The 23,424-nt window shown below is 65.8% G+C and carries 19 protein-coding genes; 13 read left to right on the forward strand and 6 right to left on the reverse strand.

Annotated features, from left to right (window positions below; all coding sequences use genetic code 11):
- Positions 1 to 173: 173 nt before the first annotated feature.
- Positions 174 to 776, forward strand: a complete 603-nt coding sequence (locus G3O06_RS28815) for a DNA-3-methyladenine glycosylase I (protein WP_205818272.1) — start codon at positions 174 to 176, stop codon at positions 774 to 776.
- 99 nt (positions 777 to 875) lie between these two features.
- Here G3O06_RS28815 and G3O06_RS28820 read toward each other — a convergent pair whose 3' ends face one another.
- Positions 876 to 2,111, reverse strand: coding sequence for a PepSY-associated TM helix domain-containing protein (locus G3O06_RS28820; protein WP_205818273.1), 1,236 nt, complete (start codon positions 2,109 to 2,111; stop codon positions 876 to 878).
- 226 nt (positions 2,112 to 2,337) lie between these two features.
- Here G3O06_RS28820 and G3O06_RS28825 point away from each other — a divergent pair, with 226 nt between their 5' ends.
- Positions 2,338 to 4,461, forward strand: coding sequence for a TonB-dependent receptor (locus G3O06_RS28825; RefSeq protein WP_205818274.1), 2,124 nt, complete (start codon positions 2,338 to 2,340; stop codon positions 4,459 to 4,461).
- 151 nt (positions 4,462 to 4,612) lie between these two features.
- On the opposite strand, the gene rpsU is transcribed toward G3O06_RS28825, so the two are convergent.
- Entirely contained in the window at positions 4,613 to 4,825 is a 213-nt protein-coding gene (rpsU, locus tag G3O06_RS28830; protein ID WP_006401410.1) for a 30S ribosomal protein S21, read from the reverse strand.
- A 520-nt stretch (positions 4,826 to 5,345) separates the two neighbouring features.
- On the opposite strand from rpsU, the gene G3O06_RS28835 reads away from it, so the two are divergent.
- From G3O06_RS28835 to G3O06_RS28880, 10 genes are all read left to right on the forward strand, one after another.
- The gene (locus G3O06_RS28835) at positions 5,346 to 6,500 is read left to right on the forward strand and encodes a flagellin (RefSeq protein ID WP_174916706.1); all 1,155 of its coding nucleotides are present in this window, start codon (positions 5,346 to 5,348) and stop codon (positions 6,498 to 6,500) included.
- 132 nt (positions 6,501 to 6,632) lie between these two features.
- Positions 6,633 to 8,135 carry a flagellar filament capping protein FliD gene (gene fliD / locus G3O06_RS28840; protein WP_205818275.1) on the forward strand — a complete coding sequence of 501 codons (1,503 nt, stop codon included), beginning with the start codon at positions 6,633 to 6,635 and terminating at the stop codon, positions 8,133 to 8,135.
- Between the two features lie 25 nt (positions 8,136 to 8,160).
- A complete protein-coding gene (locus G3O06_RS28845) occupies positions 8,161 to 8,460 on the forward strand; it encodes a flagellar protein FliT (RefSeq protein WP_174916708.1) in 300 nt (99 codons plus the stop codon).
- Positions 8,461 to 8,712: 252 nt separating this feature from the next.
- Positions 8,713 to 11,082 carry a tetratricopeptide repeat protein gene (locus G3O06_RS28850; RefSeq protein ID WP_205818276.1) on the forward strand — a complete coding sequence of 790 codons (2,370 nt, stop codon included), beginning with the start codon at positions 8,713 to 8,715 and terminating at the stop codon, positions 11,080 to 11,082.
- Between the two features lie 181 nt (positions 11,083 to 11,263).
- Positions 11,264 to 12,394, forward strand: coding sequence for a DegT/DnrJ/EryC1/StrS family aminotransferase (locus tag G3O06_RS28855; protein WP_174916710.1), 1,131 nt, complete (start codon positions 11,264 to 11,266; stop codon positions 12,392 to 12,394).
- Positions 12,384 to 13,094 (forward strand): WbqC family protein, encoded by a 711-nt coding sequence (locus G3O06_RS28860; RefSeq protein WP_241020297.1) that lies wholly within the window; start codon positions 12,384 to 12,386, stop codon positions 13,092 to 13,094. The genes G3O06_RS28855 and G3O06_RS28860 overlap by 11 nt, the downstream gene beginning before the upstream one ends.
- Positions 13,091 to 13,726 carry a class I SAM-dependent methyltransferase gene (locus tag G3O06_RS28865; RefSeq protein ID WP_205818277.1) on the forward strand — a complete coding sequence of 212 codons (636 nt, stop codon included), beginning with the start codon at positions 13,091 to 13,093 and terminating at the stop codon, positions 13,724 to 13,726. Before G3O06_RS28860 ends, G3O06_RS28865 begins: the two co-directional genes overlap by 4 nt.
- Positions 13,726 to 14,385 carry an acetyltransferase gene (locus tag G3O06_RS28870; RefSeq protein ID WP_205818278.1) on the forward strand — a complete coding sequence of 220 codons (660 nt, stop codon included), beginning with the start codon at positions 13,726 to 13,728 and terminating at the stop codon, positions 14,383 to 14,385. The genes G3O06_RS28865 and G3O06_RS28870 overlap by 1 nt, the downstream gene beginning before the upstream one ends.
- Before the next feature lie 8 nt (positions 14,386 to 14,393).
- Positions 14,394 to 15,371 carry a hypothetical protein gene (locus tag G3O06_RS28875; RefSeq protein ID WP_174916713.1) on the forward strand — a complete coding sequence of 326 codons (978 nt, stop codon included), beginning with the start codon at positions 14,394 to 14,396 and terminating at the stop codon, positions 15,369 to 15,371.
- Positions 15,362 to 16,066 carry a phytanoyl-CoA dioxygenase family protein gene (locus G3O06_RS28880; protein WP_174916714.1) on the forward strand — a complete coding sequence of 235 codons (705 nt, stop codon included), beginning with the start codon at positions 15,362 to 15,364 and terminating at the stop codon, positions 16,064 to 16,066. Before G3O06_RS28875 ends, G3O06_RS28880 begins: the two co-directional genes overlap by 10 nt.
- 31 nt (positions 16,067 to 16,097) lie before the next feature.
- Here G3O06_RS28880 and G3O06_RS28885 read toward each other — a convergent pair whose 3' ends face one another.
- The gene (locus G3O06_RS28885) at positions 16,098 to 16,880 is read right to left on the reverse strand and encodes an FkbM family methyltransferase (RefSeq protein WP_174916715.1); all 783 of its coding nucleotides are present in this window, start codon (positions 16,878 to 16,880) and stop codon (positions 16,098 to 16,100) included.
- Between the two features lie 660 nt (positions 16,881 to 17,540).
- Here G3O06_RS28885 and G3O06_RS28890 point away from each other — a divergent pair.
- Positions 17,541 to 17,948: a hypothetical protein gene (locus G3O06_RS28890; protein ID WP_174916716.1), complete on the forward strand. Its 408-nt coding sequence runs from the start codon at positions 17,541 to 17,543 to the stop codon at positions 17,946 to 17,948.
- A 190-nt stretch (positions 17,949 to 18,138) separates the two neighbouring features.
- Here G3O06_RS28890 and G3O06_RS28895 read toward each other — a convergent pair whose 3' ends face one another.
- From G3O06_RS28895 to G3O06_RS28905, 3 genes are all read right to left on the reverse strand, one after another.
- Complete coding sequence (locus G3O06_RS28895; protein WP_205818279.1) at positions 18,139 to 20,079, reverse strand: tetratricopeptide repeat-containing glycosyltransferase family protein; 1,941 nt, start codon at positions 20,077 to 20,079, stop codon at positions 18,139 to 18,141.
- 39 nt (positions 20,080 to 20,118) lie between these two features.
- Positions 20,119 to 20,862: an acetyltransferase gene (locus G3O06_RS28900; protein WP_205818280.1), complete on the reverse strand. Its 744-nt coding sequence runs from the start codon at positions 20,860 to 20,862 to the stop codon at positions 20,119 to 20,121.
- Between the two features lie 394 nt (positions 20,863 to 21,256).
- A complete protein-coding gene (locus G3O06_RS28905; RefSeq protein ID WP_205818281.1) occupies positions 21,257 to 22,900 on the reverse strand; it encodes a TIGR04222 domain-containing membrane protein in 1,644 nt (547 codons plus the stop codon).
- Positions 22,901 to 23,424: the final 524 nt, after the last annotated feature.

Below are 23,424 nucleotides of genomic sequence, written 5' to 3' on the forward strand. Positions count from 1 at the left end.
TGATGCCGATCGCAAAAAGTAATGCCGCCATGCCTTCATCCCGCTGATTCGAACAGGCGCCAAGCTTAACCGGATCGGCGCCGCGCGCCCATCTGCCGTTCGGCCTGCTGTTCCGTGAAAAGGGCTTCCGCTATGCTGACGCGATCGAATCGACACTGAAAACGAGGCAGACGATGTCGCAGCGGTGCAACTGGGTGAAGACGGAAGCGGATGCTCACTATCACGATACCGAGTGGGGCGTGCCGTCGCACGACGATCGCCACCTGTTCGAAATGCTGATCCTGGAAGGGGCGCAGGCCGGGCTGTCGTGGTCGACGATCCTGAACAAGCGCGCGGGCTATCGCGAAGCCTTTGCGGATTTCGACGTCGACGCCGTCGCGCGCTTCACGCCGAAGCGCATCGAGAAGCTGCTGGAGAACCCGGGCATCGTGCGCAACCGCGCGAAGGTCGAATCGGCGGTCACCAATGCGCGCGCCGTGCAGCGCATCCGCGAAGAGCACGGGTCGCTCGCCGCGTTCCTGTGGTCGTTCGTCGGCGGCACGCCGATCCAGAACGCGTGGCAGTCGTACCGCGACGCGCCCGCGTCGACCGAACAGTCCGACGCGCTCAGCAAGGCGCTGAAGGCGTACGGCTGCAAGTTCGTCGGTTCGACGATCTGCTATGCGCTGATGCAGGCCACCGGCATGGTCAACGATCACGAGGTCGGCTGCCCGTGCCACGCACAATGCGCGGCGCTCGGCGGCAAGCAGCCGGCACGCCGGCGCAAGGCGGGCTGACGCCGCGGGTATCCGCCGGCCGCCCATCGTTCGCCGCGGCCCTGTGCCGGTTGCGACGCCCGCGCACCGCTCACGAAGCGTGGCGCGACGCGCAACCACTCACCTCGCGGCGCGCGACGACACCGGCGCAACCGCCCGCGCGCTGCGCGCGGCCCGCACGCGGGCGCTGCGCTTCTTCACCCAGATACAGACGCCCGTCACGCTCAGCATCGCAATGACGATACCGAGCACGCTCACCGCGGCGCGGCCCGCAACGCCGGCGATCCGCCCCGAGTGCAGCGGAAACTGCGCCTGCATGAAAAGGTCGCCGGCCGAGCCGCGGCCCGGCACCTGGGTGGCGACGGGCTTGCCGGTCACCGCATCCCAGTAAAGCCACGCGTTGCCGAGCCCGACGTCGCCGTGATCGTTGCCGGGCGTGAAGAACCCGACCGCATAGGCATTCATCGCCGGCGCGAACAGCAGCGCGCCGGGCGGCGCGGCGATCCCCGCGTCGCGACCGGCCGAGCGCGCGATCTCGACGATCCGCTCGCGCGGCAGCATCTTGCTGCCCGGCGGGGCGGGCGGGAAGTGTTCGGGATTCGTGTACGGCGTCTCGGCGAGCGGCGACACCAGCGATACCAGCGGCCGCACGACGGGAACGGCGAGATTCATCGAGATCGACGTGATCGCGACGACCAGCAGCAGCCCCCACACCCACACGCCGCCCGAGCGGTGCAGGTCGAATACCAGCGGGTAGCCGCCGCGCTGCACGCGGAACGCGAACGACTTGCGCCAGCTCTTCAGGTTCGGAAACGCGAGCACCAGCGCGATCAGGCAGTCGATCGCCCACACGATGCCGACGACGCCCATCACCCAGAACCCGAAGTTGATCCCGCCATACATGGGCAGGAACAGCGAGTAGTGCAGCCGGTAGATGAACGGCATCAGGTCGAGCCGCGCGAGCGACAGCGCGCCCCATTCGCGGCGGCCCTGCACCGCGCCGGTCGCGGGATCGACGGATATCTGGCTGAAGTCGAGCGCGTACGGCTGGCCGGTTGCCGGATCGGTGCGCGGTATCACGCCCGCCTGCAGCGTATGCCCCGGTTCGACCGCGAGCGGCAGATAGGTCACCTGCACGCGCGGGTCAGCGGCCTCGATGCGCGCCGCGAGCGCGAGCGGATCAAGCGGCGCCGCATCGCTGCGGGCGATGTAGAAGTCCGGGTTCAGTGCCGCGTCGAGCTCGTGATCCCACGCGATCAGCGCGCCGGTCAGCCCCGCGACGAACAGGAACAGTGCGATCGCAAGGCCGAACCAGCGATGCAGGCGGACGAGAAACGGTCGCAGGAACGCATTCATCGCGCGCACCGCGAAGGGAAAGCGGGCCGGCACGAACGGCCCCGGTTCAACGGAATGCAGGTCATTTGAGGTCAGGCGCCGCGCACGAGCCGGCCGGCCCCCACTGGCGAGGCCGGATGCCCTTGCACGCGGCATGGAATTGTTGCGCGTTCGACGGGTTTTGATACGATGCGCGACATTTTATCGCAATGCGAATGATTCTTACTTGCATTTTTACTTATCCGCCATGACCGCCAGCCTCACCCGCCCTCCCGTCCGTCCACGTCGTGTGGCCGCCGCCCTCGCCTGCCTTGCCGCATCGCTCGCGCACGCGGACGATTCGCCCGGCGGCGCTTCGGTGCTGCCGGCCGTCAATGTCACGGCCGCGCATGATTCGCCGCAGCACCTGACCGACACGATCTCCACCGGCGCGCTCGGCACGCGCCGCCAGCTCGACACGCCGTTCTCGACGACGATCGTCACGTCGGAGGAGCTCGAGGCACGCCAGCCGTACAAGCTCGGCGACGTGTTCGCGAACGACGCATCGGTGTCCGACAACAGCGGCGCGTACAGCGCGTGGGCCAGCTACATGACCGTGCGCGGCATGCAGCTCGACTGGCAGAACGGCTACAAGATCGACGGGCTACCGTTCGTCACGTACGGGATCACGATGCCGTACGAACAGCTCGATCGCGTCGAGCTGCTGAAGGGGCTCGGCGGTTTCCTGTACGGCTTCGTGACGCCCGGCGGCGTCGTCAACTACGTGACGAAGCAGCCCGGCGTCGAACCCGTGCGCAGCGTCGACGTCGGCTACCGGAGCACCAACGTGTGGACCGAGCACGTCGATCTCAGCCAGCGCTTCGGGCCGAACGGCATGTTCGGCGCGCGGCTGAACGCGACGCACGAAGAAGGCAAAACGTACAACGACGGCAACATCCGCCGCGACAGCGTATCGCTCGCGCTGCAGGCGAACCTGACGCGCGACCTGTCGGTGACGTTCGGCGCGTTGTACCAGGACCGCCGCACGACGGGCCAGACGCCGTCGATCTTCACCGGCAGCTATCCGGGCGGCGCGCTGCCCGCGACGATCAGCGGCGGCACGACGAACCTCGGCGGCAAGGACCAGTACCTGAACACGAACCTGCAGCTCTATACGGCCGGGTTGCAATACCAGCTCGCGCCCGACTGGCTGCTCGACGTCGCGTACAGCTACAGCAAGGCGACGCGCCGCCGCAACGAAAGCACGCTGTACCTGCAGGACATGGCCGGCAACTACACCGACAGCCGCTACGTCGGGATGGAGGATCACCGCTTCAGCCAGTGGCGCGCGATGGTCGAGGGCAAGGTGCGCACGGGCCCGTTCAGCCACCAGATCGTGGTCGGCGCGTCGTGGCAGAAGCAGGCGAACGACTATTCGGCGAACAGCGTGTTCGTGCCGCTCGGCGCCGGCAACTTGTATGCACCAAACCCGTATCGCTACGAGAGTCCGCACGGCTTCGTCCAGTACCGCACGAGCGAGATCGTGCAGAAATCGCTGTTCGCGAGCGACACCGTGCAGCTCACCGAGCGCTGGTCGGTGCTCGCCGGCGTGCGCTACATGAACTACGAGCAGCGCTCGTTCCAGGCGAGCGGCGCCGAGGATCCCGGCTACCGCCAGAACGGCGTCGTGACGCCGACGTTCGCGGTGATGCTCAAGCTCGCGCCGACCACCACCGCGTACGCAAGCTACGCCGAATCGCTCGAGCCCGGCAGCCGCGTGAACGATGTCTACGCGAACGCCGGCCAGGTGCTCAAGCCGCTGCGCAGCAAGCAATACGAGCTGGGGATCAAGAGCGAGCACGCGCGCTGGAGCGCGACGGCCGCACTGTTCCGGATCGAGCGCAGCGCCGAGTATGCGAACGCCGCGAACGTCTACGTGCAGGACGGCGAATCGATCATCCAGGGGATCGAGTTCGGTGCCCGCGCGAAATTCGGCGCGCGCTGGAACGCGGGCGTTGACGCGATGGTGCTCGATGCGTGGTATGCGAACGGGATCGGCAACAACGGCAACCGTGTCGCGGGCGCGCCACGTTTCGTGCTCGCCGGCGACATCGGCTATGCGGTGCCCGGCGTGCCGGGGCTGACGCTCGGCGTCGATGCGAAATTCACCGGCGCGACGCCGCTGCGCGCGGCCGGCGGCCTCGACGCGCCGGGTTTTCTCGTCGTCAATGCGGGCGCGCGCTACCTGACGCGGGTCGGCCGCCACGACGTGACGCTGCGCGCGTCGATCGACAACGTGCTGAACCGCCGCTACTGGGAATACCAGTACGCGGACTACGTGAAGCCGGGCGACCCGCGCACGGTGAGCCTGAGCGCGAAGATCGACTTCTGAACGGCAGGCCGGCGGCCGCACACCGCCGGCTATCGGCCGGGACGGCCGACACGCAGCGGCCTCGGGATTTTCCCGGAGCCCAAAAGCAAAACGGCGGAGCGGCTTCTTTCGAAGCTCACTCCGCCGTTTCGCGGCGAACCGTAAGACGCTCTTAGTGGAGCTTCTTCGGCAGCATCTGGCTGCGCAGGCGCTTGTGCAGGCGCTTGACGGCTGCTGCCTTCTTGCGCTTGCGGACTGCGGTCGGCTTTTCGTAGGACTGGCGTTCGCGCAGTTCAGCGATCAGGCCATTTTTTTCGATAGCACGGCGAAAGCGGCGAATCGCCACTTCGAACGGCTCGTTTTCTTTCAGAAGAATCGTCGTCATGTCGTTCCTAAATTGCTTAAACGGTCAAAAACGTAGCGGCCAAGCGCCACGCACCGGCCATCCGAGCGTCCCCACAAACAGGCGAAACGAGCGGAAATACGGCCTCGGAGGCCGGAAAAGAGAGGCGGAAAGCACCGCGAGTACGCTTCACAAGCCGCGTGCAGCGCCGCGTTTGACTGCCAGCAGACATGCCGAAAACGGCAGAGGCTTGACAGAAATCTCAATTCAGCCCGCCATCATAGCAGGGAATCACAGACAAAACCACCCTTTTGTCAGCCGCCTCTTCACAGGCGAACGACTGCGTGGCTGGGCCACTTTCTGGCCCTACCCGTCCGGCGTCACGCCGGGCCCGTCCGAAATGACAAAGAAGGATAAAAAATCGGGACGAATCTCAATGTGCCCCTCAAGTTTTGTTTTGGTGCGCCGAAATCCTGCTCTGAGGCGGCCAGCAATGAACGAGTGCTTCCGCCGACGCCAAAACGGCTTTCCAGGGCTTTCGGCTTAAACAGGAGAATTTTCCATGCTCGGAATTAACAGCAACATCAACTCGCTGGTTGCACAGCAGAACCTCAACGGCTCGCAAAACGCCCTGTCGCAGGCAATCACCCGCCTGTCGTCGGGCAAGCGTATCAACAGCGCGGCAGACGACGCAGCAGGCTTGGCGATCTCGACCCGGATGCAGACCCAGATCAACGGTCTGAACCAGGGCGTGTCGAACGCGAACGACGGCGTGTCGATGATTCAAACGGCATCGAGCGCACTGTCGTCGCTGACGAACAGCCTGCAACGTATCCGCCAGCTGGCCGTCCAGGCATCGACGGGCACGATGTCCTCGACCGACCAGGCAGCACTGCAACAAGAAGTTGCGCAACAAATTCAGGAAGTGAACCGTATCGCGTCGCAAACGACGTACAACGGCACGAACATTCTCGACGGCTCGGCAGGCATCGTGTCGTTCCAGGTCGGCGCGAACGTCGGCCAGACGATTTCGCTGGACCTGAGCCAAAGCATGTCGGCTGCGAAGATCGGCGGCGGCCTGGTGCAGAAGGGCCAGACGGTCGGTACGGTCACGGGCCTGTCGCTCACGGCCGCTGGCGCGTACACCGGCTCGGGCGCAGCGATCACCGCGATCAACGTGACTTCCGACGGCCAGGGCGGCTACACGTTCTCGGACCAGAACGGCCAGGCCATCTCGTCGGCCGCAGCAACGGCAGTGTTCGGTTCGAACGCGACGGCAGGCACGGGTACGGCAGTCGGCGCACTCGCGCTGGGCTCGGGCGTCACCGGTGCAGGCACCACCGCAGCACAGCAGACCGCGATCACCAACGCAATTGCACAGATCAACGCCGTCAACACGCCGAAGACCGTGTCGAACCTCGACATCAGCACGGTCAGCGGTGCAAACGTCGCGATGGTGTCGATCGACAACGCGCTGCAAACGGTGAACAACGTTCAGGCACAACTGGGCGCTGCGCAAAACCGTTTCACGGCAATCGCAACGGCGCAGCAGGCAGAATCGACCGACCTGTCGTCGGCACAGTCGCAGATCACCGACGCGAACTTCGCGCAGGAAACGGCGAACATGTCGAAGAACCAGGTGCTGCAACAAGCTGGCATCTCGGTGCTCGCACAGGCAAACTCGCTGCCGCAGCAGGTCCTGAAGCTCCTGCAGTAATCGAGTAGCAACCCACGGCCGGGCCCCGCGTAACGCGCGGCCCGGCCGCAAGCGCTTGGTACGCGGGGCCCTGCCCCGCGACCAGGCCTTCCCCTCGAAGTTCACGGATCACCCGCCGCACGGAGCACTACGATGTCGACGATCAATCCCGCCGTCACCGCCGCCAACAATTCGGCCAACAGCGCGCTGCAGCAAGCTGCCCAATCGATCATCAGCGGTTCGACCGGCAACTCGTCGATGGACGTCAACTCGCTCGTGACGGCACTCGTCAATGCGAAGACCGCCGGTCAGGCCGCCGCGCTCAACGCGCAGCAGACCAGCGACAACACCCAGATTTCCGCGTACGGCGCCCTTTCGGCCGCGCTGAGCGCACTCCAGGCCGGCCTCACGACGCTGTCGAACGGCTCGCTGCAGAACACCTTCACCGCCACCGCGAGCGGCACCGGCCTGACCGCGACGGCGGGCGCCGGCGCCGTCGCCGGCAGCTATTCGGTCGGCGTTACGCAGATCGCGACGTCGCAGTCGCTGTCGTCGGCCGCGTTCGGCGGGTCGACGGCGCTCGGCACCGGCACGATGACGCTGTCGCTCGGCAGCCAGTCGTTCACGGTCAACGTGGACAGCACCAACAACACGCTGTCCGGCATCGCCGCCGCGATCAACAACACGACCGGCAACCCGGGCATCGTCGCGTCGGTCGTCAACGGCAGCGACGGCGCGCACCTCGTGCTCAGCTCGACGCCGACCGGCGCGGCGAACGCGATCAGCGTCGCGGTCAGCAACGTGTCCGGCGACAACGGCCTGTCCAGCCTCGGCGTCACGTCGACGGCCAGCACGACGGGTGGCCAGTCGACCTTTACGTCCGCGAACAACAGCGCCGCCTGGAAGCAAAGCACGGCCGCGCAGGACGCCACGTTCACGATCAACGGCATCGCCGCGACGAGCGCGAGCAACACCGTGTCGAGCGCGATCACCGGCGTCACGCTGAACCTGACCTCGGCCTCGGTCGGCTCGACGCAGACGCTGACCGTCGCCACCGACACGAAGAGCCAGGCCTCGGCGATCAACAACTTCGTGACGCTCTACAACACGCTCGTCACGACGATGGGCTCGCTGTCGAGCTTCACGTCCGGCGCATCGTCGCAAGGCCCGCTGCTCGGCGACTCGACGCTGAACACGATCCGCAACGCGCTCGCATCGGTCGTCGCGAGCGGCGTGAAAGGCAGCGGCTCGACGGTCAACCTCGCGTCGATCGGCGTCACGCTGCAGGCCGACGGCACGCTGCAGGTCGACAGCACGGCGCTCAACACCGCGCTGCAGAGCAACCCGACGGGCGTCGCGTCGCTGTTCAATTCGACGAACGGGATCGGCCAGCAGCTGACGGCCGACATCACGAACTACACGCAGACGAACGGGCTGATCGCCGCGCGCACGACGGCGCTCAACAACGACCTGAAGAGCGTCACCACGCAGCAGACGAGCCTGTCGAACTACGCGGCGCAACTGACCAGCCAGTACCAGGCGCAGTTCACCGCGCTCAACACGCTGATGGCGACGATGAACAGCAACTCGCAGTACCTGACGCAGTTGTTCGGTGGCACGAACAGCGCCGGCGCGATGTCGAACAACAAGGGCTGACCGCTAGCCGGACAGGAGAGCCAGGATGGAACAGACCGAACTGATTGCCCAGCTCGACGCGCTCACCGACGCGATCGAACACGCGGCCGCGATGGCCGACTGGGCCGAAGCGGTGCGCCTCGTCGACGCGCGCTGGACGCTCGTCGCGATGCTCGCGGCCGTTCAACCACCCGCCGGCATCGCCGCAATCCGCCGCATGCAGACCAGCAACGACCGTATCTTCGCCAACGCGCAACGTGCGCAGCAGGAACTGACCGACGAATACCAGGCGGCGATGGGCCGTGTACAGGCCGTCGGCCAGTACCAGAACATCGCAAGCCGCTGACGCGAGACCGGCACCGCGCCATCACCGGCGCACCAACCTGATAACAAGAACTACACGCTGATGTGAGGGCGTGCTCGTTCGCCTCCGCCCGCCTCGTGCGGGCGTTTTTTTGCCCACCCGACACGCCGCCGCCCAGCCGTGCCACGCTTGCCCAATCGGCGGAATTGGCCGCGCTTTTGGCACTATCTCGCGCGTTCGGCACGACCGCCCGTTGCCGATAATGGCGAACATCGAACAACCGCGTCTCCCGCCATGCTTCCACTCGACTCGTCCGATCGCACCACGCTCAGCCCGGAGCAGCAGTTCGAGCAAGATATCGCGCTCGTCATGCAGAATGCCATCGCGCGCCATCACGACGGTGCATTCGACGATGCGAAAGCACTGTACGAAGCCATTCTCGACGCCATCCCGGCACATGCGGAGGCGAACTACAACCTCGCGGTGCTGCTGGTCGACGCGGGGCGGGCGGGCGACGCGATTCCACGCTTCGAGACCTCGCTCGGAGCCAATCCGGACAACGGCCAATGCTGGATCAGCTACATCAACGCGCTGTACCGCGCGGACCAGATGCCCGCGGCATGGGTCGCCGTCGAAATGGCTCAGCAACGTGGCGTACACGGCCCCGCACTGGACGGCCTGATTTCGCAAATGGCCACGCCAACCGTGACGTTCCCCACGGCGCCCGCCGCGGGCCCGGGCGTCCCGGACAGCGCGGCCGGCATCACCCTGAACATTTCGTCCCAGCCCCGGCCTCAACCCGACGGAAACGGTAAAGGGGACGTACCCGCCGAACCGGTGCGCAAGGCGCCGCCGCACAAACTGCAGAAGCACGCCGCTCTCTTCGACAAGAAGCGATCGGCAGAAGCACTCGCGCTCGCACACCAGCTCGTCGCCGACTATCCTGACGACGGAGCGTGCCTGCGCGCCCTGGCGGTTTCGCTGTATCGGAACCTGCAATACGCCGAGATGATCGACATCGCCTATCGCGCACTCGAAAGCCTGCCCGGCGACCTCCTGTTGCGGACGCTGCTCGCGGATACGCTGCGGCTCATGACCCGGCTCCAGGAAGCGGAAGTCCAGTGCCGCGTAATCATTGCCACCCAGCCGGCGAGCGTGGAGGCGCACCGTCTCCTCGGCATCGCGCTGCACGGGCTGCGACGCCAGCAGGAAGCCGTCGCGGCCTGCCGGCGTGCCGTCGAACTGGCGCCGCATTCGGCATCGGCCAACGGTGCACTCGGCTTCGTGCTGCTGGACCAGGGCGCCGCGCAGGAAGCGGTTCCGTGGCTGCGGCGCGCCATCGAAATCGATCCGAACGACTTCGTGTCGCACAGTTCGATGCTGTTCAGCCTGATTCACGACGACACCCATTCGCCGGAGATGCTGCTCAAGGAACATCGTGCATTCGGCAAACGGTACGAACGGCACGCACTGCCGAAAAAATACGCCAATTCGCGCGATCCCGAACGCCCGCTGCGGATCGGCTTCGTGTCCGGCGACCTGCTGAACCACGCAGTCGCACACTATCTGCTGCCCGTCGTCGAACACCTGAGCCGCGACCCCAGCCTGTCGCTGCACTTCTACTACAACTACGTGATTGAAGATCACGTCACCGCCAAGCTGCGCGCGCACGCCACTACGTGGCGGCCCGTGACGATGCTGGGTGACGTCGCGCTTGCCGAACAGATCCGCAACGATCGCATCGACATCCTGATCGACCTCTCCGGCCACACTGGCCGCAACCGCCTGGTCGCGCTAGCGCGCAAACCCGCGCCGCTGCAAGCATCGTGGATCGGTTACCCGGGCACGACCGGCATGAGCACGATCGACTACTACCTGAGCGACAGCATCGTCACGCCAGCCGGCGAGCTGGACGACCAGTTCGTCGAGAAGATCGTTCGCATGCCCGCGCTCGCGCCTTACTTGCCGCCGGTGAACTGCCCGCCCGTCAACGGCTTGCCGGCGCTGCACAACGGCTACGTCACCTACGGCAGCTTCAACCGGCTCAACAAGCTGCGCCAGGACGTGATCGCGCTGTGGGCTTCGGTGCTGCGTTCGAAGCCCGACGCGAAGATGGTGATAGGCGCGATCGAGCAGGATCGCGACCGCGACACGATCGCCGGCTGGTTCGCGGCCGAAGGCATCGATCCCGCGCGCCTGACGTTCCAGCCGCGCGCGACCATTCCTGTCTATCTGCAGCAGCATCACCGCGTCGACATCTGCCTCGACACATTCCCGTACGCAGGCTCGACGACGACGCTCAACGCGCTGTGGATGGGCGTGCCGACCGTGACGATCGCCGGGCAATCGATCCCGACCCGAGGCTCAGCCAGCTGGCTCAGGCGGGTCGATCTCGATACCTTCATCGCACACGACAAGGACGAGTTCGTTCGCAAGGCCATCGCGCTCGCCGACGATCTCGACACGCTGCAAACGCTGCGCAGCGGCCTGCGCGAGCGCTGCCTCGCGTCGGCGCCGTTCCATCCGGACGTCGTCGCGCAAGGGTTGTCGGTCGCGTTGCGGATGATGTGGCGCCGCTGGTGCGCGGGCGATGCGCCGGTCTCGTTCGATGCGGTCCTGCCTGACCAGCCGGCGTCGGTGTCGGTCGAACAAGCGGCCGGGTAATCGGCCGAGCCGGCTCCGTGTGTCACGGCCGGCCCCACGAGCGAACCGCGGCATTTCCATGAATTGGCTCGCAAACCGCCGCCTGCTCGATCGATCGTGCGGGCATCGCGCCCGCTAGAGTGTTCGCACGATCACCGGCGTGCGCATTTGCGCTCGACACGTACGACTTCGGGACAGGATCATGGACAAGCTCATACCCGTCACACAGCCCTACATGCCTCCGCTCGACGAGTTTCTCCCGTATCTGAACCAGATCTGGGAGAGCAAGGTCGTCACCAACGGCGGCCGCTTCCATGCGGAGCTCGAACGAGCGCTCTGCGAATTCCTGGGCGTCGAGCACATTTCGCTGTTTTCCAATGCGACGCTTGCGCTGATCACCGCGCTGCAGGCAATGAAGATCACCGGCGAGGTCATCACGACGCCGTTCAGCTTCGTCGCCACCACGCACGCGCTGCACTGGAACGGCATTCGTCCCGTGTTCGTCGATATCGACCCGGTGACGATGAACCTCGATCCCGCGCGCATCGAAGCGGCGATCACGCCGCAGACGACCGCGATCCTGCCCGTGCATGTCTACGGCTACCCGTGCGACGTCGATGCGATCGAACGGATCGCCGACACCTACGGCCTGCGCGTGCTCTACGACGCCGCACACGCGTTCGGCGTGCGCCGCCATGGCCGCTCGGTACTCGAATTCGGCGACATGTCCGTGCTCAGTTTTCACGGCACCAAGATCTTCAACACGTTCGAAGGTGGCGCGCTCATCAGCCGCGACGCGAAGACGAAGCGTCGCATCGATCACCTGAAGAACTTCGGCTTCGTCGACGAAGTGACGGTGATCGGCCCCGGCATCAACGGCAAGATGAACGAGGTGCAGGCGGCATTCGGCCTGCTGCAACTCGAACACATGGACCGGATCGCCGACGGCCGCGCACGCGTGGACGAACGTTACCGGGCAGCCTTGCAGAACGTGCCGGGCCTGTTGCTCCCCCCGATTCCCGAGCACAGCACCCGCAACCATTCGTATTTTCCGGTGCGCATCACCCGCGACTTCCCGGTGACGCGCGACGCGGTCTACGATGCGCTGCGCGCGCACAACGTCGCGGCGCGCCGGTATTTCTACCCGCTGATCAGCGAGTTTCCGACCTATCGCGGCCTGCCGTCGGCGGCGCGCTCGAACCTGCCCGTCGCCAGCGACATCTCGCATCAGGTGCTGTGCCTGCCGATCTACCCGGCGCTCACCGCCCGCGACCAGGACCGGATCATCGATATCGTGCTGACAGAGGCAGGTCTGAGGCAACATGCAAGCTGAACGCCGGCTGGCCGTCATGCAGCCGTACTTCTTTCCGTACGTCGGCTACTTCCAGTTGATGGCCTGCGTCGACACGTTCGTCATGTTCGACGACGTGAACTTCATCAATCGCGGCTGGATCAATCGCAACCGCATCAACGTCAACGGCGCGCCGCACATGATCACCATGCCGCTCAGGCAGGCGAGCCAGAACCGGCGGATCTGCGACATCGACGTGGCGGACGACGCAACATGGCGCCCCCGGATCCTGCGCACGATCCATCAGAGCTACGCACGCTCACCGCATTTCGCACGCGTATTTCCGCTCGTCGAACGTATCGTGATGCACGATGCGTCCAACCTCGCCGATTACCTGCTGCACGGCCTGATCGCACTGCGCGACCACCTGCGGCTCAACACGAAGATCGTCGCGACGTCGCGACGCTACGAGAACGCGGATCTGAAGGCCCAGGCGCGCATCATCGACATCGGCCGGCAAGAGCACGCAGCCATCTACGTGAACCCGGCAGGCGGGCAGGAGCTGTACGACCCGCAGGCCTTCGCCGCCGCCGGCCTGAAACTGAAGTTCCTGACACCCGGCCTCGCGCCATATACGCCTGTTCGCGGCGCGTTCGTTCCGGCGCTGTCGATCATCGACGTGCTGATGTGCAACGACGACACATCGATCGACCATCTGCTTGCCGGCGCCACCCTGTCATGAAAGACGATCTCCACACCACCCTCATCCGTCACTACGAGGCATGCCTCGAGCGCCACGGCGATACCCATCGCGGCGTGGACTGGCCCAACGCCGAAGATGCCGCCACGCGATATCGCGTGATGCTCGACCTCGTGAGGCCCGGCCCGGCGCCCGCCACGCTGCTCGATTTCGGTTGCGGGGCGTCGCATCTGTACCAGTACATGCTGGATCGCGGCATCGACGGCCTGAGCTATGCCGGGCTCGATGCGTCCCAGGCGTTCTGCGACCTGTCACGACGCAAGTACCCGGACAACGAATACCAGTGTATCGACGTGCTCGCGGAGCCGGACCGGCTCGGCGAATACGACTACATCGTGATGAACGGTGTCTTCACCGAAAAGCGCGAACTCGGCTACGACGAGATGTTCGACTATTTCTCGCGCGTGTTGCGCGTCGTGTTCCCGAAGGCGCGCAAGGGCATCGCGTTCAACGTGATGTCGAAGGAAGTCGACTGGGAGCGCGACGACCTGTTCCACGTGCCGGTCACGCAGCTGACGCACTTCCTGTCGCGCGAGCTGTCGCGCCATTACGTGGTGCGGCACGACTACGGGCTTTACGAGTACACGACGTACGTGTACAGGGAGCACAACTGATGGCAAACGTCATTCTGTTCGGCCTGCAGGACTACGCGGAACTTGCGCACTACTACCTCGAGCACGACTCGCCGCACACGGTAGCCGCATTCAGCGTCAACCGGCAGTACCTGCCGGAAAGCGGCACGTTCAAGGGCCTGCCCGTAGTTGCGTTCGAAGACGTCGTCGAATCCCATCCGCCCGGCGACTTCAGTTTCTTCGCCCCGATGTCGCCGAAGCGGATGAACCGCGAGCGCGAGAAAATCTTCACCGAGCTCAAGGCACTCGGCTATCCGCTGATCAGCTATGTCAGCTCACGCGCGACCGTGTGCAACAACACCATCGGCGAGAACTGCTTCATCCTCGAAGACAACACGCTGCAGCCGTTCACGACCATCGGCGACAACGTCGTGCTGTGGAGCGGCAACCATATCGGGCACCACGGGCGTGTCGGCAACCATGTGACGATGACCTCGCACGTCGTCATGTCCGGCCATTGCGATATCGGCGCACACAGCTTCGTGGGCGTGAACGCCACGCTGCGCGACGGCGTAACAATCGGCGAAGGCACGTTCGTCGCGATGGCAGCCGCAATCACGAAATCGACCGAGCCCTGGTCGGTGTACAAGGGCAATCCTGCGGTCAAGCTCGCGATGGCCAGCACCGACCTGAAAATCTAGGGGCACCCATGGCCGGCATACAGTGGGACAAGCAGGGGCGGATCTACGCGCCCGATGCGCGACTGCCCTGGGCGAAATCGCATGCGCAGATTCCGACGGTCGCAGGCGTCGACGGCGATACGCTGCAACTGCTGTTCAGCAGCCGCGACGCGGGCAACCGCAGCGCAATCGCAAGCATGGCCGTGCGTGCGAGCGCGCCTGCCGACATCGTCGCCATCGACCCGGAGCCGGTCCTGCCGCCGGGCGCGCTCGGCACGTTCGACGATTGCGGTACGATGCCGTCGTCGGTCGTCGAGCACGATGGCGTTCGCTACCTGTATTACATCGGCTGGAACGTGCGCAACACGATTCCGTATCACAACGCGGTGGGCCTCGCGATCAGCGAGGACGGCGGCCGACGTTACCGGCGCCTGTTCGACGGTCCGGTGATGGATCGTACCGCCGACGAGCCGCATTTCTGTGGCACGACCTGCGTGCGAATCGAGAACGGGATCTGGCGCAACTGGTATCTGTCGTGCACCGGCTGGGCCGTGGTCGACGGCAAGCCCGAGGCGCGCTACCACCTGAAGTACGCGGAATCGCGCAACGGCATTCACTGGACGCGCGGCGGCCGTGTCGCGATCGACTACCTCGACGACCAGGAAGGCGGGCTGGCACGCGCATCGGTACATTTCGACGGTCGCCTTTACCGGATGTGGTTCTGCAAGCGTAGTCACGACGGCTACCGCGAGCGCTCGTCGGTCAGCTACCGGCTCGGCTATGCCGAATCGACCGACGGCATCGTCTGGCGCCGGCTCGACGACGATGCGGGGCTCGACGTGTCGCCAGGCGGCTGGGATGCGTTCATGGTTGCGTATCCGGAAGTCGTGCAGGTCGGCGAGCGCCTGTACATGTTCTACAACGGCGACGGCTTCGGCGCGAGCGGGTTCGGCTACGCGCAGGCACGAGCCATCAGTGGCATTCAGGGTGACGCAGCATGGACGTGATCGCAGGCGATTATCGGGAACTCGGTTACGCGATCGTCGCAAACGATGCGCTGCAATCGCTGATGAAGGACGTACGCGCGAAGTTCGAGCGTCATTTCATTCCCAGATTCGGCGACGACACGACGCGCAACCGCAACATCATCAAGCTGCTCGCCGAAGACGTCGACGTGAAGCGCTTCTTCTGCTCGCCCGAACTGACGGCCGCGCTCGACCGCCACCTCGGCATTGCAATGCCGGTGCAGACGGGCCCGATCGTCACCCACTACACGGCGAACGATCGCATCGGCAACAACTACGGGCTGCCGTATCACCAGGACTGGCCGAGCATGGGGACGTCCTCACGCGGCGTGATCGCGTGGACGTCGATCGCGGACGTGCGCAAAGGGGCGCCCGGGCTGCGCATCGTCCCGGGAAGCCATCTGCGCGGGCTTTGGCCGGGCGAGCAGACCGACCGCGGCTACGTGCTCGACGACCAGACCATCGACGGGGCTTGCGACCTCGAGATCGACGCAGGGCACGTGCTCTTCATGTCGCCCTATCTCGTACACCGGACGCTCACCAGCGACGTCGCCGACTGGAAGCTGTCGCTGTCGTGCCGCTTCGACGATTTCTCGTGCGATCAATGGAGCCGTCGTGGGTTCGTCAGCGCGTACCGCACCGCCGTCGACCGTCAGGCCTATCTGTCAGGATTTTGAGCGAGGCCCGCGTTACCGCGGGCCTCGGTGATCAGCGCACGAAGATACAGTTCCACAATCCCGCGTAGTTCTGCACCGGGTGCTTGCTTGCGAGCGTCAGACCGAGCTCGCCGAGACGGTGCGTGAGCAGGTCCATCTTAGCGTCCTCGATCTCGATCAGCAGTTGCCTGCACGCGCCCAGGCCCTGCGTCGCACCGTCGATGAGCGGCACCTCATGCCCGTCGACGTCGATCTTCACGTACTCGGGCTGCGGCAGGCCGAACTGCTCGCGCCAGCGATCGAAATGGACGACCTGGATCGTGTGCACGTGGTTCGGCGCGAACGTTTCGCCCGACACCAGTGACGGCTGGCCGACGATCTTCTCGTGTGCGCCAAGCTCCATCTTGCGGATGAACAGCCGGTCGATCGCAAACCGGTCGGATGCCGCCACGTTGAACGCCTGGAGGTCGAGCCCGTCCTGCGCGTTGAGGTACGCGTTCCACGACAGCAGGAAGTAATTCGACGGATCGGGCTCGATCGCGATCACCTTCAGGCCGCGTTTGGCTGCGTACAACGCGAAGATCCCGTTGCTCGCGCCGAAATCGTAGTAGACGGATGCGGGCGGCAGCCGGTCGATCCAGTCCAGCAGCTCCGGTTCGATGTACTCCAGCCCTGCCGCCATCCAGAGGAGTCGCTTGCTCGGCGCGAGCCAGCGGAACGTGAGCCCGCGCACCGTCGTCTCGACGACGTGCCGATCGAGATCGAACGCTTGCGCGCGGGTCAGCGCTTCCTCGCTCACGAGACTTTCAACGGGGACAAACTTCCAGTTATTCATGGCCGGCCTTGGTCGATTTCATGCATGTCGGGAACGCACGCCCGCCGCTGCCGACAGGACTTTGCCCCGAAACGCGTTGATTCTAGCGATGCTCGATCGATTCGAAACGATGAACAGATTCGGCAAAACCGGGCAATTCGCGTCGCTCGCGTGAATGGGCGGCCAGTGCGTTGCGGTCGGCGCGGCACTCGACGTGTGACAGTGGCCGACGTACGACACGACGTGTCCTCGACTCGCACGTTCGGAATTCGGTGGATCGTACCGATCGTCCGGCAGCTCGCCGACAGCAACCGGTCGTTCGCATCCGTTGCCCGTGTGTTCGGGCTAGAAGACCCGATGCGAACTCGACCTAAATTCGGCGCCAGACCTGCCGTTATAGCGAAAGTAAGGAGGGCGTCATGCAAAAGGCAGGCATTCGTAATGGACGACAGCCTGCGCAGTACGCCGGATCTTGCGCAATGGAACGCGGGACGCTGCGAGGCATGAAACGGCTCCTCTTCCGCACCCGCCCGATCTCGGCCGGAATGCACGCCACCGATTCTCCCTGCCCGTCCTGTCTTCAGGCGAAGCGTGACGGACGTTGGAGAAACGAGGCGGCCGCATGCGCTTCCGGCGGCACCGGGCAAATATCAATCAACAAACACTGAGAGAACTCGATTGATGCGCAACAAACTGATCACTGCCGCACTTGCGGCCATGGTTCCCTTGATGTGCGACGCGGCGACGAGCGTCGTGCTCGACGCGCGGGCCAATTGCCTTTCCAGCTATGTCGGAACAGTGTCCGGCGGTACGCCGGCCAAGCTCGCGCTCGCACCGGGCCGATATGCCGTTTCGCTTATTGCGAATACGATGAGTTGCGGCGGCGGCGCGCTGGAGCATGGCTGCAACATCGACACGGCGATCATACAAGGCGGCTTCGGTAGCATTCGGTGGGGCGGCACTGCCACGGCGCGCCCGACCATCGTCGAGATGACCGGGGCCGCCATAAATGTCTCCGCCTACGTGAGCGACGACTACTGCGGTGACAACACGGGGCAAGCAAGGTTGTTGTTTCAACCCACGAACTGAGCGCCATCTGCACGGGCCGTGCGGGGTAGCACTGCTCCCCGCATCTGCGGCACAAGATGAGTCTTGAATCGACCGTTGTCGGTCACCTTTGCGCCCGATGCATCGCGTCGGGCGTCTTGCATTGAAGGGCTCGCGGGCCGCCTGTGCCTGACGATGGGCGAACAATCGGCCGACCATTTCTTCAGCAGGTTCAGACGGTCCGTACCACCTCATCCGCCATTACGCGAGCGGCCGCGAAATGCGCGGCAAACGCCGCACGCAAGCGTTCAGCCATCTGGATCCAGCTTTCGTCACGCCCGCGCCGGAACAACCGCACCGTGCCCGGATACCACGGCGAATCGTCGCGGTCGTGCATCCAGCGCCAGTCCACGTCCTGATTCGGCAGCAGCACCCAGCAAGGCTTGCCGAGCGATGCGGCCAGATGCGCGGTGGACGTGTCGACGCACACCACGAGATCGAGCTGCGCGACGATCGCAGCCGTATCGGCGAAATCGTCGATCTCCGAGCCCAGGTGCAGCAGCGGCAGGCCGCCCGGCGGCTGGCGCGCCTCGTCCTCGCCCTGACCTTTCTGCAGGCTCACGAAATGCACGCCTGGCACGCTCCATAGCGGTGTCAGCAATGCGAGCGACGGCAGCGAGCGGTGCGCGTCGTTGTGATGCTTCGGGTTGCCCTTCCACACGAGGCCGACGCGCGGGCCGGCCGGCAGCGCATCGAGGCGTGCGCGCCAGCGCACGACGCAGGCCGGATCGGGCGTGATCTGTACCGGCGGCGGAATCGTGTCGAGCGTCGTGCCCGCATGCATCGGCGCGCTCAACAGGCTCGTCCAGTAATCGAACTGCGCCGCCTGTGCGGTCGCCGCCTCGTGATCGAGCACTGCGTCGACACCGTCGACCCTCTCCATCAGCCGATGCAGCACGGGCTGGCACGCAAACACCACGCGCGCCGCGTGCCGCGCCCTGAATTCCGCGAAATAGCGGCTGAACTGCAGCATGTCGCCAAGGCCATCTTCCTGCCAGACGAGCAGCGTCTTGCCGGCGAGCGGTTCGCCTTGCCACTGCGCACACGACAACACCTCGCGGGTCCGGCGGTGCACGAATGCCGATTGCTCGTAGCGCGATTCGTAGCGCCGCCAGCCTTCGTCGAACCGGCCCAGTCCAAGCAGCAGCGTCGCCAGGCCGAAACGCGCATCGCCATAGTCTGCGCGCAGTTCGAGCGCGCGACGGTACGCGCGTTCGGCGTCGTCGTGGCGGCCGGCATGCGCGAACGTAGTGCCGAGGTTGTAGTGCACTTCGGCCATCTCCGGCGCGAGCAACAGCGCATCGGCGAAAACCGCCATCGCTTCGTCGTGGCGGCCCTGCGCGCGCAGGACGCAACCGAGATTGTTGTGCGGCTGCGGCAGGCCGGGCCGGCATCGGACCGCATCGCGATAGGCCGCTTCCGCTTCCGGCAGGCGATCGAGATTCTGCAACGTGACGCCGAGGTTGTAGTGCGCCTCCGGGTGATCCGGGCACAGCGCGAGCGCCTGGCGGCTGGCCGCTTCCGCTTCGGGCAACCGCTGCATGTCGACGAGGATCGCACCGAGATTGGCGTGCGCGAGCACGTCGTCGGCGCGCACGGCAATTGCGAGTCGGTACGCCAGTTCCGCCTCGGCCTGCCGGCCGAGGACGCGCAGCAGGTTGCCGAGATCGGTCAGCACGTGGGCCGACTGCGGCTCGATCAGCAGCGCTTGCCCGAGCGCCTGTTCGGCCTCGTCGAGTCGGCCAAGCGCTTCGAGCACCTTCCCGAATCGATGATGATGCGACGCCCGCAACGGCGTGACGGACGCGAGCTGCCGGCGCAGGAGCGCCTCGGCGTCCGGCAGGCGGCCTTGCGATACAAGCAGCGCGCCGAGGCCGTCGTACGGCGGCTCGAACGTCGGCATCACGTCGATCGCGCGCCGCCACCAGGCTTCCGCGTCGGCCAGCCGGTTCAGGCCGAGCGCGCAGACGGCCGCGACGTGCAGCGCCGCGAAGGCCGGCGCCGGCCGGTCGAGTAGCGGCGCGACGAGCGACAGTGCATCGGCAAACTGTCCGTTCTGGCACAGCGTCGCGGCGGGTTGAACCAGCGCAGATTCGTCGGAAGCAGGTGTCATGTCATGCGGCGCTACGCAACGCGCAGCGCGAACGGACGGTCAGACGGGCGTCGGTACGGCGGCAGATTGCCCGGACTGGCTGACGGCACGGTCCTTGGCTTCCTGGAGCGCAGCGAGCGTGTCGAGCGCCCGCCCTTCGTCGGCGGTGAGATCGACCAGAAATGCGTCGTTGTTCTGCTTGATCCAATCGAGCGGCATGTCCCACCACGCGAGCTGCAGCAGCCGTTCGCGCACTTTCTCCGTGAAGCGGAAGCGCACCAGACGGGCCGGCGAACCGACATAAATTCCGTACGCCTCGGTGCGGAAATTCGGCGGAATGACAGCCCGTGCGCCGATCACGCATCCGCTCTCGATCTGGCTGCCGCCGAGAAACAGCGCTTCATCGCCGATCCATACGTCGTTGTGGATCACGGTATCCGCGTATTGCGGCATCGGCGCATTGGTGAGGCCGTTGCCGTAGATACTGAACATGCTCGTGGAAATGGTGCGCATCTCGTGCTGACCGTTCAGCAGGAATCGCAGGCGCATTCCGCCGGCCACGTTCTTGCCGATCACGAGCTTCTGATGGCCCTGGTCGTACTTCACGAGCGAGCCCACACCGAGTCCCGAGCAACGGCCGATATGAAAAGTACCGACCTGCGCCTCTTCATCGAGCCAGTCGCGGAAGAAGTTGTTCGGAATCGTCGAAAGGGCGCCATCCCGGTAGCCCAATACGATGAAATGCTTCGCCCACGGATGGTCGGACAGCACGCCAATACAATCGTCGGAGGTCGTAACGTTCATTCGCGGTCGCAAGTTTGCCGGTGCGGCGGCTCGGTGCCGGGCCGCTCGGTACGGCGGTGAGAAACGTCGCGGCACATCGGCCGCGAGCATGGACGATGCAGTATAGAAAACCCGCGACGGCAACCGGCCACGGAGAAGAACGGCGTTCTGGCTTCTGTTCCGGTGATGGGGTTGGGTGCGGTCCCGCGTCCGCGCGCCCGGATGCACCACGTGTCGACGTGGACTTGCCGTCAGGGCCGATGGCTGGCGCGCGCATCATTCGGCGCTCGAGTGTTCGTGCCCGACTTTTCATCGCAACGCTCGGGCATCGACGGAATCGTCGCGTCGATCCGGCCGACGCGCTCCGTCAGCCGCGCCCTGACAGTGCGCGGCCTCCCCGTTCCTCTGCGCCCGCTCAATTACTCGACGAACACCCGCCGCAGCTGCTCGAACTGCACGAGCTGGAACTGCACGAACTCGACGAACTGCAGCTCGACGACGAGCCACTGCTGTCCGACGCATCGAACGCACTGCCGCTGCCCGCTTTCGCGGCGGCGAGCGTTGAGATCCGCGACGCGGCCTGCACGGTTTGCGAATACGCCGACCATGCGGTGCCGGCCAGCGCGGCCGTGCCGAACAGCGCCGCAGTCCACAGCAACGGGTCCGGATCGCCGCGTTCGCGATCCTGCGTCTGATGCGCTGCCTGCGTATCGGGCGCGGGTCGCGGGTTTCGCGCGGCCCGCGGATCGTGCGCGATCCGGCGCGCGAGCCGCGCGGCCCGCCCGGCGGCCGTCGCGCCGCCCCGTCCGAAGCCGGTCAGCCGCCGCGCGACGATCCGGTACGCGACCGCGAACACCGCCATGCAGACGGCGAGCAGCAGCACGGGCCGCCCGCGGCTCAGGCCGACTGCGAGTTTCGCGGCACCCGTGCCCAGCACGAGCAGCACGATCGCGCGCGCGGCCAGGCGCGACGCGCGCATCTCGCCGGGTGCCCAGAGCCAGCCCTGCGCGCGCATCCCGTCGACGACCTCCTGCGCATACCCGGCGAGCCGCTCGCGAAACACGTCGTAACGCACGGTGCCGGACGGCCGCTCCTTGAGCCACGCGCAGTGGTCGTCATGGCGGCCCGCGCAATCCGGGTCGGCAATCTGCACGTAGCCGCCCTGTCCGGGGACCGTCCACAGGTCGACCGCGCCCGCATGCGCGAGCGACATCGTCACGACCTGGGCGACCCGTGCTTCGCCGCCGGTGAGATAGGCGACTTCGTCGGTGCTCAGGTCGACCGACGCCTTGCGCGTGCGCCCGCCCCAGCGGCGGCGCCGGAACTCGATACCCTGAAGCACCACGATCAGCAACAACGCGACGACGCATGCCGGCACATAGAACGCGAGAAATTGCGGCCCCGTGTAGTTCAGCACGTTGAAGTCCTGCGCCGATGCGCAGGTCGCGGCGACACTTGCGGCGGCTGCCGGCCATGCGAGTTTCGGCAACCGGTCGCGCCAGGTCCTGCCTGCGGGCGGGGCGGCCGGCGAATCCGCATTCCCGGCCACGCTCGCGGTTGAAGGTTCCGGCTGCGGCGATCCGGATGCGTCACGCATGCCGGCGGGCGACGGCCAGATCGACTCGGGCGGCTCGCAGCCGAACAGCCGGCGATAGCTGTCCAGCGTGTCGCGGTAACGCTGCGCGTACACGGCGGCCTCGTCCGGCGCGCCCGTGCCGGGCATGTGATGCAGCCGCGCGCGCAGCACGCCGGCGCAGAAGACGTCCCAGTATTCGAGCGTGTACTGCAGATGGAAATGCCACGCGGCATCGACCGCGACCGACGGCGTGACCGGGTGTCCGGCTGCCTGCGCGAGAAACGCGAAGCGCTTGTATTCGTCGATCACCGCCAGCGCGTGCGCATGCGACCAGCCTTCGGCTTCGGCAAGGCGCCGGCTGTACGGCAGCGGCGCGTTCGGATCGTCGGGGGAATACGCGTGCAGACGCGCGAGCAGCGCCTGCTGCGCATCGGTCAGCGCACGGGCATCGACTGCGGTCGAGGGAGACGGGATGGCAGTCATCGGGAGTCGGCGCGATGCGCGGACGGCCGCCGCGATCGACGCTTGGAGTTGTCGTTGCGGGCGATTCTCGCACAACGACGAGGCACCGGCACGTCCGGTCCGCATCGCCAAGCGGCGGCGACCGCTCATGCTGGGATCGAACCAGCAACCCCTGCCTTCGGAGTTTTACCTACGTTCGCCCCGCCCTTGCCCGGCAAGGCCCGGCGCGCCTCGCACAGCGCAAAACCAAGGCTGCACAAGATCGATCAAGGCCGCCCCGGCTCACGCAGGCTGCAATCCGGCTGCACGGCCCACGCCGTGCGCGCCCGTCATCATCAAGCACCACCCCGGAAAGCGTAAGACGCGATGCACGTCCCGACACGCGCCGCGTTGCGTCTCCACGCAGGCCACGCATGCGCATCGTTGAAGCCCGCCCGGCGAAGCTCGACCATGGGAACCATCTTCACTGCCTCACCGCCCGGGACCTCGCCATGGCAAGCAGCACGACATCGACATGCCTCCACCACCCGCCGGCCGGCGACTGC

Origin of the sequence: Burkholderia sp. Ac-20345, assembly GCF_017104825.1 — a bacterium.
GTDB lineage: Bacteria > Pseudomonadota > Gammaproteobacteria > Burkholderiales > Burkholderiaceae > Burkholderia > Burkholderia lata_B.

Coding starts and splice junctions, on each gene's coding strand:
- G3O06_RS28815 (WP_205818272.1), top strand. CDS start 174: ATGTCGCAGCGGTGCAACTGGGTGAAGACGGAAGCGGATGCTCACTAT.
- G3O06_RS28820 (WP_205818273.1), bottom strand. CDS start 2,111: ATGAATGCGTTCCTGCGACCGTTTCTCGTCCGCCTGCATCGCTGGTTC.
- G3O06_RS28825 (WP_205818274.1), top strand. CDS start 2,338: ATGACCGCCAGCCTCACCCGCCCTCCCGTCCGTCCACGTCGTGTGGCC.
- rpsU (WP_006401410.1), bottom strand. CDS start 4,825: ATGACGACGATTCTTCTGAAAGAAAACGAGCCGTTCGAAGTGGCGATT.
- G3O06_RS28835 (WP_174916706.1), top strand. CDS start 5,346: ATGCTCGGAATTAACAGCAACATCAACTCGCTGGTTGCACAGCAGAAC.
- fliD (WP_205818275.1), top strand. CDS start 6,633: ATGTCGACGATCAATCCCGCCGTCACCGCCGCCAACAATTCGGCCAAC.
- G3O06_RS28845 (WP_174916708.1), top strand. CDS start 8,161: ATGGAACAGACCGAACTGATTGCCCAGCTCGACGCGCTCACCGACGCG.
- G3O06_RS28850 (WP_205818276.1), top strand. CDS start 8,713: ATGCTTCCACTCGACTCGTCCGATCGCACCACGCTCAGCCCGGAGCAG.
- G3O06_RS28855 (WP_174916710.1), top strand. CDS start 11,264: ATGGACAAGCTCATACCCGTCACACAGCCCTACATGCCTCCGCTCGAC.
- G3O06_RS28860 (WP_241020297.1), top strand. CDS start 12,384: ATGCAAGCTGAACGCCGGCTGGCCGTCATGCAGCCGTACTTCTTTCCG.
- G3O06_RS28865 (WP_205818277.1), top strand. CDS start 13,091: ATGAAAGACGATCTCCACACCACCCTCATCCGTCACTACGAGGCATGC.
- G3O06_RS28870 (WP_205818278.1), top strand. CDS start 13,726: ATGGCAAACGTCATTCTGTTCGGCCTGCAGGACTACGCGGAACTTGCG.
- G3O06_RS28875 (WP_174916713.1), top strand. CDS start 14,394: ATGGCCGGCATACAGTGGGACAAGCAGGGGCGGATCTACGCGCCCGAT.
- G3O06_RS28880 (WP_174916714.1), top strand. CDS start 15,362: ATGGACGTGATCGCAGGCGATTATCGGGAACTCGGTTACGCGATCGTC.
- G3O06_RS28885 (WP_174916715.1), bottom strand. CDS start 16,880: ATGAATAACTGGAAGTTTGTCCCCGTTGAAAGTCTCGTGAGCGAGGAA.
- G3O06_RS28890 (WP_174916716.1), top strand. CDS start 17,541: ATGCGCAACAAACTGATCACTGCCGCACTTGCGGCCATGGTTCCCTTG.
- G3O06_RS28895 (WP_205818279.1), bottom strand. CDS start 20,079: ATGACACCTGCTTCCGACGAATCTGCGCTGGTTCAACCCGCCGCGACG.
- G3O06_RS28900 (WP_205818280.1), bottom strand. CDS start 20,862: ATGAACGTTACGACCTCCGACGATTGTATTGGCGTGCTGTCCGACCAT.
- G3O06_RS28905 (WP_205818281.1), bottom strand. CDS start 22,900: ATGACTGCCATCCCGTCTCCCTCGACCGCAGTCGATGCCCGTGCGCTG.